This is a genomic window from Pseudoclavibacter sp. RFBG4, from assembly GCF_002931515.1.
GTDB lineage: Bacteria > Actinomycetota > Actinomycetes > Actinomycetales > Microbacteriaceae > Pseudoclavibacter.
On the sequence record NZ_PSYC01000024.1, the window covers coordinates 146,558 to 159,915 of the forward strand.

The following is a 13,358-nucleotide window of genomic DNA, read 5'->3' on the forward strand; positions in this document are numbered from 1 at the left end:
CATGCCCGCAGCAAGCATTCGTCCATCCCACCCAGTGCCGCGCTCGCTCTCTGAGCTGTGCGCGCACTTCGGACTCGACGCCCCAGAAGGCGTCGACCAGGTCGAGGTGACCGGCGTCTCCATCTCATCACTGGACGTCGAAGCCGGAGACCTGTACGTGGGGCTCCCCGGTGCTCGCGTGCACGGGGCCAGCTACGCCGCGAACGCGGCTGAGGCCGGCGCCGTCGCGGTCCTCACCGACGCCGCCGGGGCCGAGCTGGCCAGCGACCTCGGAGTGCCGGTCCTCGTGACCGAGGAGCCGCGTCTCGCGCTCGGCGACGTCTCCGCCTGGATCTACCGCACCGACCCGGACCAGCCGAAGCTCTTCGGCGTCACGGGAACCAACGGGAAGACGTCCGTCGTCTACATCCTCGACGGCCTCCTGCTGCAGCTCGGGGTCGTCACCGGCCTCACCACGACGGTTGAGCGCCGCATCGGCGAAGAGCGCATCGAGGCGAGCCTGACGACGCCAGAAGCCAGCGAGCTGCACGCACTGCTCGCCCGCATGCGCGAGGTCGGCGTCCACGCGGCCAGCATCGAGGTCTCCGCGCAGGCCATCACGAGGCACCGGGTCGACGGCATCGAGTTCGACGTCGTCGGCTTCATCAACCTCTCGCACGACCACCTCGACGACTATGTCGACTTCGACGCCTACTTCGGCGAGAAGCTCAAGCTCTTCACGCCGGAGCGCGCTCGACGCGGCGTCGTGTCGCTCGACTCCGAGTGGGGCGCGCGCGTCGTCGAGGACTCCCGCATCCCCGTCACGACCATCTCCTCCAAGCCCGGGACCGATGCCGACTGGAACCTGGCCGTCACCGACTCCAGTGGTGGCAGCACGAGCTTCACGCTCACGGGCCCCGATGACCGGGTGCTGCACACGAGCATCCCGATGCCCGGCTGGTTCTCGGCCGCCAACGCGGGACTCGCGATCGCGATGCTCGTCGAGTCCGGCTACGACCTGGGCGAGATCGCCGAGGTGCTCCAGCGCGACGGCGGCATCGACGCCTTCGTGCCTGGGCGCCTCGAACTGGTCTCCGGTGAGCGAGGCCCTCGCCTGTACGTCGACTACGGGCATACCCCGGACGCGTTCGAGCAGACGCTCGGTGCGCTTCGCGCGATGACGACGGGACGCCTCTTCATGGTCTTCGGTGCCGACGGCGACCGCGACCGGACGAAGCGGCCCGAGATGGCGCGAGTCGCCGCCGCAGGCAGCGACGTCGTCATCATCACCGACTACAACCCCCGCACCGAGGACCCGGACGAGATCAGGCGCGTCCTCGTCGAGAGCGCCAGATCGAGCCACCCGGACCGCGAACTCTACGAGATCGCCGACGCGAGCCTCGGTCTGCGCAAGGCGGTTTCGCTTGCGGGCGCAGAGGACACTATCCTCGTTGCCGGTCCGGGCCACGAGAGCTACACCGAGGTCGCGGGCAAGAAGATCCAGTATTCGGCACGAGAAGAGGCCAGAGCGGCGCTCAGGGAAGCAGGGTGGTGAGCGGATGATCGAACTCCGACTTCGCGAGATCGCAGAGATCACCGGGGGAGAAGCCCGACCGGCGGCAGGCGACACCCTCGAGAGCGTCTTCTCCGGAACGGTCGACACCGACTCCCGGCTCATCCGAACCGGCGACATCTTCGTCGCCAAGCCGGGCGAGTTCACCGACGGGCACCTCTTCGCGCCGAAGGCGGTCGAGAACGGAGCCGCGCTCCTGCTCGTCGAGCGCTTCCTCGACCTCCCCGTCACCCAGGTCGTCGTCGATGACGCCGTCCTCGCGCTCGGGCGCCTCGCCACAGAGGTCGTGACCCGCGTCAAGGCACGCGGCGAGCTCGTGACGATCGCCGTGACCGGTTCCAACGGCAAGACGACGACCAAGAACCTCCTGCGCGAGATCTTCTCGGCGCGCGGGGAGACCGTCGCCCCCGTCGCCAGCTTCAACAACGAGGTCGGAGCCCCGCTCACGTTCCTCAAGCTGACCGAGGGCACGCAGACCCTCATCGCCGAGATGGGTGCGAGCGCACCCGGCGAGATCAGCAGACTCATCGCAATGGCCAAGCCCGACGTCGGGATCGTGCTCACGGTCGGCCTCGCCCACGCCGGCGAGTTCGGGGGCATCAAGGTGACGCTGACCTCGAAGACCGAGATGGTGCAGGGCCTCGTCGCCGGCGACACCGCCGTGCTGAACGCCGACGACGGTCGAGTCGCCTCGATGGCCGACAAGACCGAGGCCGATGTCCTGTGGTTCGGCAGGGGAGCTCGCGCGGATGTCCGTGCCAGCGATGTCTCGACGAGCCTCGCCGGCACCCAGTTCACCTTGCACCTGCCCGGTGAGGACGCCGTCCTGGTGCGCTTCGGGGTCATCGGCGAGCATCACGTCACCAACGCGCTCGCCGCGGCAGCCGCGGCGCACACGCAGGGAGTGCCCGCGACCGAGATCCGCGATGCGCTCGAGCGCGTCACCCGCGCGGAGCAGTGGCGCATGGAGCTCCAGCATTCGGGCCAGGTCAACCTGATCAACGACGCGTACAACGCGAGCCCGGACTCGATGGCGGCTGCGCTGAAGACCATCGCGCAGGTCGCACCGACGGGGTCTCGGACGGTCGCGGTGCTCGGTGCCATGAGCGAGCTCGGCGACGCGTCGATCGAGGAGCACGATCGCCTCGGACTCCTCGCGGTGCGCCTCGGCATCGACCAGCTCATCGTCGTCGGCCGGGATGCGCGTGCGCTCCACCTCGGGGCCATCGCGCAGGGCTCCTGGGATGGCGAATCCATCTTCGTCGAGTCCATGGACGAGGCCTACGAGCTCCTCGTGCGGGAGACACGCCCAGGCGACCTCGTGCTCGTCAAGTCTTCGAACTCAGCGGGCCTCCGACACCTTGGGGACCGTTTCGCCGAGCACCTCAGGGGGCACTTCGCGTGATAGCGATCCTTATTGCCGGGGGCGTCGGCCTGGCGTTCACGCTCTTCATGACGCCACTGTTCATCCGGCTCTTCCATCGTCTCGAGTGGGGTCAGTTCATCCGGGAGGACGGGCCGCAAGCCCACCACTCGAAGCGGGGAACCGCGACGATGGGCGGCATCGTCTTCATCGTGGGGTCAGTGCTCGCCTACTTCGCGGCGACGCTCGCGACGGGCGACCAGGTGACGGCCGCGGGGCTCCTCATCCTCGGCATGATGGTCGGCCTCGGCGTCATCGGCTTCATCGACGATTTCCTCAAGGTGCGCAAGCAGCAGTCGCTGGGCCTCGGCGGATGGTCGAAGATCGTCGGCCAGGTGGTCGTCGCCGGACTCTTCGCGGTGGTCGGCCTCCAGTTCCGAAACAACGACGGCGTCCCCGTCATCTCGACGCACATCTCCTTCATCCGCGACCTGCCCATCGACTTCATGGCGCTCGGCGCCGTCGCGGGAACGATCGCGCTCATCGTCTGGATCGTCGTCATCACGACGAGCACGTCGAATGCCGTGAACGTGACGGACGGCCTCGACGGCCTCGCCACGGGGGCCTCGATCATCTCGATCGGCTCGTACGGCATCATCGCCTACTGGCAGTTCAACCAGGCCTGCGGGACCGAGCGTCTCGCTGAGTCACTCGAGTCGGCGTGCTATACGGCGTACGCGCCCCTCGACGTCGCGATCGTCGCGGCCGGCATCGCGGGAGCCCTGATCGGCTTCCTCTGGTGGAACACCTCGCCTGCGCAGATCTTCATGGGCGACACCGGCTCGCTCGGCTTGGGCGGTGCCATCGCCGCCTTCGCCATCATCACCCGCACCGAGCTGCTCCTCGTCCTCATCGGCGGTCTGTTCGTCATGACCACCGGATCCGTCATCGTGCAGCGCATCTACTTCAAGCTCACCAAGGGCAAGCGCATCTTCCTCATGAGCCCGATCCACCACCACTTCGAGCTGAAGGGCTGGGCTGAGACGACGGTTGTCGTCAGGTTCTGGATCATCGCGGGGCTGTGCGCCGCGCTTGGCATCGGCCTCTTCTACGCGGAGTGGGGAGTCACGACGTGACCCGCGACATCGAGGCGCTGCGGAGCTGGCACGACGACTGGAACGGCGTCGCCGTCGCGGTGCTCGGACTGGGCAAGACCGGGTTCTCGGTCGCCGACACCCTCACCGAGCTCGGTGCGAGGCCGCACGTCATCGCCCAGTCCCACGACGAGGAGCGCGAGCGCATCCTGGAAGTCCTGGACGTCCCCGTCACGATCGCCGAGAGCGATGACGTCGCTGTCGAGGCGCTGCGGGGCCTCGGTGCCGACCTCGTGGTCGCGTCTCCCGGCTTCGCGCCGAGTCACCCGCTCATCGCGGCGGCTGAAGCGCTCGGGGTTCCCCTCTGGGGCGACGTGGAGCTTGCCTGGCGCCTTCGCGACAAGTTCGGGGAGCCGGCCCCGTGGCTCGCGGTCACCGGCACGAACGGCAAGACGACCACCACACAGCTCGCAGCGCACATGGGGCTGGCCTCTGGCATCCGCACCGCGCCGTGCGGCAACATCGGCGTGCCGGTCCTCGACGTGCTGAGGGACCCGGCAGAGTTCCAGCTGCTCGTCGTCGAGCTCTCCAGCTTCCAGCTGCACTCGCTGCACTCGATGTCGGCGCACGCGGCCGTCGTCCTCAACATCGCGGACGACCATCTCGACTGGCATGGCGGAGCCGAGGCCTACCGCACAGCGAAGGGGCGCGTCTACGAGCGCGCCCAGGTCGCCTGTGTCTACAACAAGGGCGACGAGGCCACGCTCGATCTCGTCGAGGCGGCCGATGTGGTCGAAGGCTGCCGTGCGATCGGCTTCGGCACGGACGTGCCCGGCCCCAGCGATTTCGGTGTCGTCGACGGCATCCTCGTCGACCGCGCGTTCCTCGATGATCGAGCGCGCACCGCGCTCGAGCTGACGACGCTGGATGAGCTGCGCCTGCGCGGGCTCTCCTCGAAGCACCTCGTCGAGGACGTACTGGCGGCCGCCGCTCTCGTCCGTGCGGTCGGGGTTCCCGTCTCCGCCATCTCGGCTGCGCTCTCGACGTTCTCCGTCGACCGGCACCGCCACGAGGTCCTCGCCGAGCGCTCGGGCATCCTGTGGGTCGATGACTCGAAGGCCACGAACGTGCATGCGGCCGACGCCTCCCTCGCCGCCCACCGCAGCGTCGTCTGGCTGGTCGGCGGGCTCCTGAAGGGCGTCGACATCGCGCCCCTCGTCGCCAAGCACGCCGGACGGCTGCGGGGCGCCGTCGTGCTCGGAACCTCGCGCTCCGAGGTCGTCGACGCGTTCGCGCAACACGCGCCCGAGGTCACCTTCATCGAGATCGACGTGAGCGAAACTGACTCCATCATGAGTCGTGCCGTGGCGGAAGCCGCTCGGCTCGCGCAGGACGGGGACACCGTGCTGCTCGCGCCGGCGGCAGCCTCCATGGATCAGTTCGTGAGCTACAGCGACCGTGGTCAGCGATTCGCGCTGGCCGTCGCGTCGCATCTTGAAGGGGGCCTGCATGCCGAGACAGAAGGCTCCCCGGACCGCACCCCCGAGTAGTCCAGGCGGCCCGAGCGCGCGCAGCGCGCCCGCACGCAAGAGCTCCTCGACCGCCGTCGTGGTCTCGCTCGGCAAGCGCATCCGCGGCGTGAACAGGAACTTCGTGCTCCTGCTGTCGATCACGCTGTTCCTCGTCGCCTTCGGCATCGTCATGGTGCTCTCGAGCTCCTCGGTCGAGGAGTTCGCGGGAGGGAACGCAGTCTCGTCGCGGTTCGTGAGCCAGGCGACGTTCGCGGCGCTCGGCATCCCGCTCATGCTCTTCGCATCCCGGATGCCCCTCAGCTTCTGGAAGAGGTCGGCGTGGGCGGCGCTCGCCGTCGCCATCATCCTCCAGGCGCTGGTCTTCACTCCCATCGGCGTGGACATCAACGGCAACCGGGCGTGGATCAACCTCGGCTTCACGACGATGCAGCCGGCCGAGGTCGTCAAGGTCGCGCTCGTGCTCTGGCTCGGTCTCATCATCGGCCGCAAGCAGGGCAAGCTCCACATCGGCAAGGAGGTCGCGGTCCCGATCGTGCCGGTCCTGGTCCTCTGCTTCGGCATCATGCTCCTGAGCAAGGACCTCGGCACCATCATCGTGGTCGGGGCGCTTGTGCTCGGCGCGTTGTACTTCGGGGGAGTTGCGACCAGATACCTGCTGCTGGCTCTCACCGTCGCCGTCGCCGGGGCAGTGCTGATGTCGGTCTTCAGCGACAACCGCATGGCCCGCATCACCAACTTCTTCGGCGGCGACGTCGACTACGAGTCGTGGGGGTGGCAGAGCGCCCACGGCCTCTACGCGCTGGCGGCCGGTGGCCTCTTCGGCTCCGGCCTCGGGAACTCGAAGGCCAAGTGGTCGTGGCTGCCTGAGGCCGACAACGACTTCATCTTCGCGATCATCGGCGAAGAGCTGGGGCTCGTCGGCGCGATCGTGGTGATCGGGCTCTTCGTCCTGCTCGCCGTCGTTCTCGTGCGCATCTACCACGAGGCGAGCGACTGGACAGCGAAGACGATCGTCGGCGGGGTGCTGACCTGGATCGTCTTCCAGGCCTTCGTGAACATCGCGGTGGTCATCGGCTTCCTCCCCGTGCTCGGCGTGCCGCTCCCGCTCGTCTCCTCCGGTGGTTCCGCGCTCATCACGACGCTCTTCGCGATTGGCATAGTCTTGTCGATCGCCCGCAACCCGAAGAGATCGGAGTCACGCACGTGACCAACTACCTGCTCGCCGGAGGCGGCACGGCCGGCCACGTCAATCCGCTCCTCGCCGTCGCCGACGCGCTGCGCGCCCGTGACCCGGAATCGAAGATCTTCGTCCTCGGTACGAAGGAGGGGCTCGAAGCGCGCCTCGTGCCAGCCCGCGGATACGAGCTCCTGACCATTCCGAAGCTGCCGTTCCCGCGACGCCCGAACGCCCAGGTGCTCACGTTCCTGCCGCGGCTTCGCGAGACCGTCACCTCCGTCCGGCGCATACTCGCCGAGCACGGCATCGATGCGGTGGCAGGGTTCGGCGGCTACGCGGCCGCTCCCGCCTACCTGGCCGCCCGGGGACGGGTGCCGATCGTCGTGCACGAGGCGAACGCGCTCCCCGGCATGGCGAACAAGCTCGGCGCGCGCTGGGCGAAGCGGGTCGGCGTGGCCTTCGACGGCACCCCGCTCCGCGGGGCCGTGACCGTCGGCATGCCCCTGCGCGCCGAGATCGAGCACCTCGATCGAGCGGCGAAGCGGAGCGAGGCCGTCGAGTTCTTCGGACTCGACCCGGCACGCCGCACCCTCCTCGTCACGGGAGGCTCGCTCGGTGCGAGGCGCGTCAACGAGACGGTGAGGGCCGTGGTCCCCGCGCTGATCGCAGAGGGGTGGCAGGTCCTTCACCTCGTCGGCGGGCTGTCCAAGTTCGAGCACGACGAGCTCGACGGCTACCACGTCCTCGAGTACTGCGACCGAATGGATCTGGCCTTCGCGGCGGCCGACCTGGTCGTGGCCCGCGCTGGCGCGTCGACGGTGAGCGAACTCGGCGTCGTCGGACTCCCAGCCGTCTACGTGCCGTACCCCGCGGCCACGGGCGATCACCAGACGATCAACATCCGCTCGGTGCTCGCCGCCGGCGGCGCCCTCCGCGTGACGGACGCCGACTTCTCCCCGGAGTGGGCGTCGAGAGAGCTCCTCGCACTCGCGCGCGACGAGGAGCGCCGCGCTCGCATGGAGGCCGCGACCCTCGCGTCCGCGCAGCGCGACGGCGCTGCTCGCGTCGTCACGCTCCTCGACGAGGCGCTGCGGAGCCCTCAGGAGCGCTAGCCCCCACCTCGGTCAGGCGGAGTACCCTCGACCATCGACGCGGCACACGCCGCGCAGCTCGAAGACCGAGCGAACCCAGGAGCAGAGATGATCAATCCAGACGCCACCGCGCAGATCCCCGATGAGATCGGCAAGGTGCACTTCATCGGCATCGGCGGCTCAGGCATGAGCGGCATCGCACGCATGATGCTCGACCGTGGCCTCTCCGTCTCCGGCAGCGATCGCACCGAGAACTACGCGACCAGGGAGCTTCGCGAACGCGGAGCCCGGGTGGAGATCGGGCACGCCGCCGAGCACCTCGGCGACGCCGACACCATCGTCGTGACGAGCGCACTCTGGCCAGACAACCCGGAGCTCGTCCTGGCGAAGCAGCGCGGACTCAACGTCCTGCACCGCTCGCAGGCACTCGTCTGGCTGACGCGCGGAAGCCGACTCGTCTCGGTCGCAGGCGCACACGGGAAGACCACGTCGACCGGCATGGTGGTCACGGCACTGGACGCGCTCGATGCCTCCCCGAGCTTCGTGAACGGCGGCATCATCTCGGCGCTCGGCACGAGCTCCGCCGTTGGCTCCGGTGAGGCGTTCGTCGTCGAGGCGGACGAGTCCGACGGGTCCTTCCTGTTCTACGACACGGCGATCGCGCTCATCACGAACGTCGACAACGACCACCTCGACCACTACGGCACCGTCGAGGCCTTCGAGGCCGCGTTCGTCCAGTTCGCAGACGCCGCCACCGAGGCCGTCGTCATCTCGAGCGACGACCCGCTCGCCGTCGAGCTGACCGGGAAGCTCTCCCACGACCGCATCCTGACCTTCGGCCAGGATCCGTCGGCCGACGCGCGCGTCTCCGACATCGCGTCCGAGGGCGGGGAGACCCGGTTCACCGTCACCTGGCAGGGCGTCGACTACCCGGCGCTCCTGCACGTGCCCGGCGTCCACAACGCGCTGAACGCGACCGGCGCGTTCGTCGTCCTCGTGCAGCTCGGCTTCGAGCCCGCCGCCGTCCTCGACGCGCTCTCGGAGTTCGGAGGCACCAAGCGCCGTTTCGAGCTGCACGGCACGGTGAACGGTGTCAGCGTCTACGACGACTACGCCCACCACCCGGCCGAGGTCGCGGCAGCGCTCTCCGCGGCTCGCACCGTCGTCGGCTCCGGCCGCCTCATCGCCGTCCACCAGCCCCACCTCTACTCGCGCACGCTGGCGATGAGCGACGTGTTCGCCGAGGTCTATGAGCGCCTCGCAGACGAGACCGTGGTGCTCGACGTGTGCGGAGCTCGCGAGGATCCGATCGAGGGTGTCACCGGGGCCCTGGTGGAGAACGCCTTCGTCGACCAGAGCAAGGTCGCCTATCGCCCCGACTGGCAGGATGCGGCCGACACCGTGGCGCAGATCTCCCGAGACGGCGACTTCGTGATCACCTTCGGCTGCGGCGACGTCAACCTCATCGTGCCCCAGCTCCTCGACGCGCTCGGCGCGAAGGAGCAAGGCCAGTCGTGAGCGTGCTCGGCGACGAGGCGCGCCGATTCACCTGGCGCGCGCGGCGGCGCCGTCGCATCCTGCTCTGGATCGCGGCGGCCCTCGCCGCCCTCGTGGCGTTCGTGGCGGTCGCCGTCTACAGCCCCATCATGTCCGTGCGGGAGATCGTCGTGTCCGGTGCCGAACGCGTCGACAAGGCGCAGGTCGACGCATCCCTCGCCGATCTCAATGGCCAGCCGCTCGCACTCGTCACGAACGAGGACGTCGAGAGCCGGTTGCAGTCCTACGTTCTGGTGCAGAGCTACTCGATCCGAGTCGAGCCGCCGAGCAGGCTCGTCGTGACGATCGTCGAGCGCTCCCCGATCGGTACCGTCCAGGTGCCGGCAGGCTACGACGTCATGGACGCAGCCGGAGTCGTGCTGTGGACGCAGCCGGAACCCGCCGCCGACATCCCCACCCTCGAGCTCGATGGGCAGGGAGTCGACTCCGAGGCGTTCGCGTCGGCAGCCGCAGTGTCGCTCGCGCTGCCCGTCGAGTTCCGCTCCGGAGTGGCTGCGGTCACGGCCAAGAGCATCGACGACGTTCGCCTCACGATGCGAAGCGGCGCCGAGGTTGTCTGGGGGAGCGCAGAGGAGTCCGACCGCAAGGCCGAGGTGCTCGCGGCCCTCGTCGCGGCGACAGCCGAGCAGTCCATCTCGAGCTACGACGTGTCGAGTCCGGAGACACCCGTCACCCGCTGATGCGAGCCCGCGGTGGCGGTCGCGGGGAAACCTTCAAGTGGGGGTTGAAGCGACTCGCGGTCATTCGCCGCGCAAAACGCAACACACCTGCGGACTGCACGGATCGTGCGGGCTTCGCGACCTAGCGTCGAAGCAAGCAATCAGGAAACCGCATATCTCTGAGCTTCAAGTAGAGGTTGAAGCTCTCGGGCTTCTCGCCGAGGTGTGCACTCCGTACTTCATCCACACCACACGCCAACGAGGGGCCGGACACGTGTCGAACACCAACAACTACCTCGCCGTCATCAAGGTCGTCGGCATCGGCGGCGGCGGCGTCAATGCAGTCAACCGCATGATCGAGCTCGGCCTCCGTGGCGTCGAGTTCATCGCGATCAACACCGACGCTCAGGCGCTGCTCATGAGCGACGCCGACGTCAAGCTGGACGTGGGCCGCGAGCTCACCCGAGGTCTCGGAGCAGGGGCCGACCCAGAGGTCGGACGCCGTGCCGCCGAGGACCACGCCGAGGAGATCGAGCAGGCGCTCGCCGGTGCCGACATGGTCTTCGTGACCGCAGGAGAAGGCGGAGGCACCGGAACGGGTGGCGCTCCGGTCGTCGCCCGCATCGCCAAGTCCATCGGCGCGCTCACGATCGGTGTCGTCACGAAGCCCTTCAGCTTCGAGGGTCGCCGCCGCATGCAGCAGGCCGAGCAGGGCGTCGCGACCCTGAAGGAAGAGGTCGACACCCTCATCGTCGTCCCCAACGACCGTCTCCTGGAGATCAGCGACCGCGGAATCTCGATGATCGAGGCGTTCTCCACGGCAGACCAGGTGCTGCTCGCCGGTGTGCAGGGCATCACCGACCTCATCACGACTCCTGGCCTCATCAACCTCGACTTCGCCGACGTGAAGTCGGTCATGCAGGGTGCGGGCTCCGCCCTCATGGGCATCGGCTCCTCCCGAGGCGCGGACCGTGCCATCAAGGCTGCAGAGCTCGCCGTGGCCTCGCCGCTGCTCGAGGCGAGCATCGAGGGTGCCCACGGCGTCCTGCTGTCGATCCAGGGTGGCTCCAACCTCGGAATCTTCGAGATCAACGACGCCGCCAAGCTCGTGCAGGAGGCCGTCCACCAGGAGGCCAACATCATCTTCGGTGCCGTCATCGACGACACCCTCGGCGATGAGGTGCGCGTGACGGTCATCGCAGCAGGCTTCGCCGGTGGCGAGCCCAAGACGATCCAGGAGCAGCAGGCGGCCCCTGCGGTCGCCGCGGCCCCCGTGCAGCAGGCGAACACCGGGGCGATCGGCCTTGGTGCCGCTGCAGCCGCGGTGGCCTCGGCCCCCGCCGCGCCCATCGAACGGGAGCCCGTCCAGGCCCCGGTCCCCGTAGCCCAGGCCCCGTCCTGGTCGACGGCAGAGGCTCCCACGATCGCTCCGCGCCGTGAGCCAGAGGCGGCGTACGACGACGCCGAGGACATCCTCGACGTCCCGGACTTCCTCAAGTAGGGCGCACATGCCAGAGCATGCAGTGGAGGCGCTCGGCCAGGGTCATTCGACGCTGGCCGAGCGCCTCTCGGCGATCCAGGCGGCTATCGGCGAGAGCTGCAGTGCCGCGGGCCGGGACGTGTCCGAGGTCACCCTCATCCCGGTCACCAAGTTCCACGGTCCAGAGCTCGTCGCCGAGCTCATCGACCTCGGACTGCGCCGCTTCGCGGAGAGCAGGCATCCGGAGGCCAGGGACAAGGCCGAGGCGCTCGCTGGCCGCGCCGAGCTCGAGTGGCACTTCGTCGGTCAGATCCAGACGAAGAAAGCAAGGCAGATCGCCCAGTACGCGGATGCCGTGCACTCGATCGACCGTGTCGGCCTCGTCGACGCCCTGTCGACGATCGAGCGCGAGCAGCCGCTTCCCGTCTTCGTGCAGGTCAACATGACGCCAGACGTCGCCCGGGGTGGCGTCCAGCCCGAGGAGCTCGAAGCACTTGTCGAGCACGTGCTCCGCACTCCGACCCTCGAGCTGCAGGGCCTCATGTGCGTTGCCCCACTGGGGGAGGAGCCGCGCGCATCCTTCGGCGAGCTCAGGCTGCTGGGCCAGCGCATCCAGACGCTGGCCCCCGCTGCCACCGGACTCTCGATGGGCATGTCGAACGATTTCAGGGAAGCCATCGAAAACGGTGCGACACACCTAAGGATCGGCGCGGCAATCACGGGAAAGCGCCCCGACCGGACGTAGCGTGGACGCACGCCGAACACACGGAGGAGCACAATGGCCAACCCGCTGCGCAATGCCATGGTCTACCTGGGCCTTGCTGACGAAGACGAGCAGAATCTGCACGACGAGACGCCCCAGGCGCAGCAGCAGAGGCAGTCGCCCACGGCGGCCCCCTCGCCGCAGCTCTCCCCGGTGGTCACCGAGCGCCCCAAGCCGGCGCCTGTGACTCCGATCACCAAAGCTCCCAAGCACACTTCGACCCCGGCGATGGCGGAAATGAACGAGATCCTCACGGTCCACCCGAAGGCCTACAACAAAGACGCGCAGGTCATCGCCGAGAACTTCCGCGATGGCGTCCCTGTCATCATGAACCTCTCGGAGATGGACGAGACTGAAGCCCGTCGCCTCATCGACTTCGCGAGCGGACTCTCTCAGGGCCTGTATGGCAAGATCGAGCGCGTGACGAGCCGGGTCTTCCTGCTCTCTCCGCAGCACATCGCCGTCCACGGCGAGTCGAGCAAGCTCGAGGCGGAGAAGGAAGCCTCGTTCTTCCAGTAGCCCCATCCAGTCAGGCTCTGCCGCCAGGCGGACCGGCCCGCATTCGCGCGAACGGTGAGACGGTGCATCCAGTGGGTGCACCGTCGCCGTGTCTGCGCGACAACATCTCAGGAAACGAATGAACATCCTCGGCGCGATCCTCGGCTTCATCATCGGCCTCTACATCATGGTGATGTGGGGGCGGCTGATCCTCGACTACGCGCGCATGTTCGCCCCGCGCTGGAAGCCGAAGGGCTTCGTCCTCGTGCTCTGCGAAGGCGTGTACTCGCTGACCGACCCGCCCCTCCGTGCGGTCCGCAAGGTCGTCCCGCCTCTGCGCATCGGCAACATCGCGCTCGACCTCGCCTGGATCATCGTGATGTTCGCCCTCGTCATCACCTCGAATCTCGTCCGCCTCCTCTGAGCGTGGCGGCTGCCCGGGCCCGCTTCTGCCTCACGAACGGCCGGAATCGGCGTTTCCGCGAGGTCGATGCCGACTTTCCCGTCAGAATGTGACGCGCGGGACCCAAGTGCCGTAATGTGACCTATGTGCTGTGCAGCACAGCAACGTTCTGCGCGCACACCTGTGCAA

Annotated in this window: 12 protein-coding genes; all 12 read left to right on the forward strand. The window is 68.3% G+C overall.

Annotation, left to right across the window (positions count from 1 at the left end):
* The first annotated feature begins 1 nt into the window (after window position 1).
* The 12 genes from C5E10_RS07670 (at window position 2) to C5E10_RS07725 (ending at window position 13,190) form a co-directional block, all read left to right on the forward strand.
* Window positions 2-1,534 carry a Mur ligase family protein gene (locus tag C5E10_RS07670; RefSeq protein ID WP_104331135.1) on the forward strand — a complete coding sequence of 511 codons (1,533 nt, stop codon included), beginning with the start codon at window positions 2-4 and terminating at the stop codon, window positions 1,532-1,534.
* 4 nt (window positions 1,535-1,538) lie between these two features.
* Window positions 1,539-2,957, forward strand: a complete 1,419-nt coding sequence (gene murF, locus C5E10_RS07675; RefSeq protein ID WP_104331136.1) for a UDP-N-acetylmuramoyl-tripeptide--D-alanyl-D-alanine ligase — start codon at window positions 1,539-1,541, stop codon at window positions 2,955-2,957.
* Window positions 2,954-4,051, forward strand: a complete 1,098-nt coding sequence (gene mraY / locus C5E10_RS07680) for a phospho-N-acetylmuramoyl-pentapeptide-transferase (RefSeq protein ID WP_104331137.1) — start codon at window positions 2,954-2,956, stop codon at window positions 4,049-4,051. The genes murF and mraY overlap by 4 nt, the downstream gene beginning before the upstream one ends.
* Entirely contained in the window at window positions 4,048-5,559 is a 1,512-nt protein-coding gene (gene murD, locus C5E10_RS07685) for a UDP-N-acetylmuramoyl-L-alanine--D-glutamate ligase (protein WP_104331138.1), read from the forward strand. Before mraY ends, murD begins: the two co-directional genes overlap by 4 nt.
* The gene (ftsW, locus tag C5E10_RS07690; protein WP_104331139.1) at window positions 5,519-6,748 is read left to right on the forward strand and encodes a putative lipid II flippase FtsW; all 1,230 of its coding nucleotides are present in this window, start codon (window positions 5,519-5,521) and stop codon (window positions 6,746-6,748) included. Before murD ends, ftsW begins: the two co-directional genes overlap by 41 nt.
* Window positions 6,745-7,830 (forward strand): undecaprenyldiphospho-muramoylpentapeptide beta-N-acetylglucosaminyltransferase, encoded by a 1,086-nt coding sequence (murG, locus tag C5E10_RS07695; RefSeq protein WP_104331140.1) that lies wholly within the window; start codon window positions 6,745-6,747, stop codon window positions 7,828-7,830. Before ftsW ends, murG begins: the two co-directional genes overlap by 4 nt.
* An 87-nt stretch (window positions 7,831-7,917) precedes the next feature.
* Window positions 7,918-9,327, forward strand: coding sequence for a UDP-N-acetylmuramate--L-alanine ligase (gene murC, locus C5E10_RS07700; protein ID WP_104331141.1), 1,410 nt, complete (start codon window positions 7,918-7,920; stop codon window positions 9,325-9,327).
* Complete coding sequence (locus tag C5E10_RS07705) at window positions 9,324-10,046, forward strand: FtsQ-type POTRA domain-containing protein (RefSeq protein ID WP_104331142.1); 723 nt, start codon at window positions 9,324-9,326, stop codon at window positions 10,044-10,046. The genes murC and C5E10_RS07705 overlap by 4 nt, the downstream gene beginning before the upstream one ends.
* 253 nt (window positions 10,047-10,299) lie before the next feature.
* Window positions 10,300-11,526, forward strand: coding sequence for a cell division protein FtsZ (gene ftsZ, locus C5E10_RS07710; protein ID WP_104241143.1), 1,227 nt, complete (start codon window positions 10,300-10,302; stop codon window positions 11,524-11,526).
* A gap of 7 nt (window positions 11,527-11,533) precedes the next feature.
* Entirely contained in the window at window positions 11,534-12,250 is a 717-nt protein-coding gene (locus tag C5E10_RS07715) for a YggS family pyridoxal phosphate-dependent enzyme (protein WP_104331143.1), read from the forward strand.
* A gap of 33 nt (window positions 12,251-12,283) precedes the next feature.
* On the forward strand, window positions 12,284-12,787 hold the full coding sequence (locus C5E10_RS07720; protein WP_104331144.1) for a cell division protein SepF: 504 nt from the start codon (window positions 12,284-12,286) through the stop codon (window positions 12,785-12,787).
* Between the two features lie 118 nt (window positions 12,788-12,905).
* Window positions 12,906-13,190, forward strand: a complete 285-nt coding sequence (locus C5E10_RS07725) for a YggT family protein (RefSeq protein ID WP_104241146.1) — start codon at window positions 12,906-12,908, stop codon at window positions 13,188-13,190.
* Window positions 13,191-13,358: the final 168 nt, after the last annotated feature.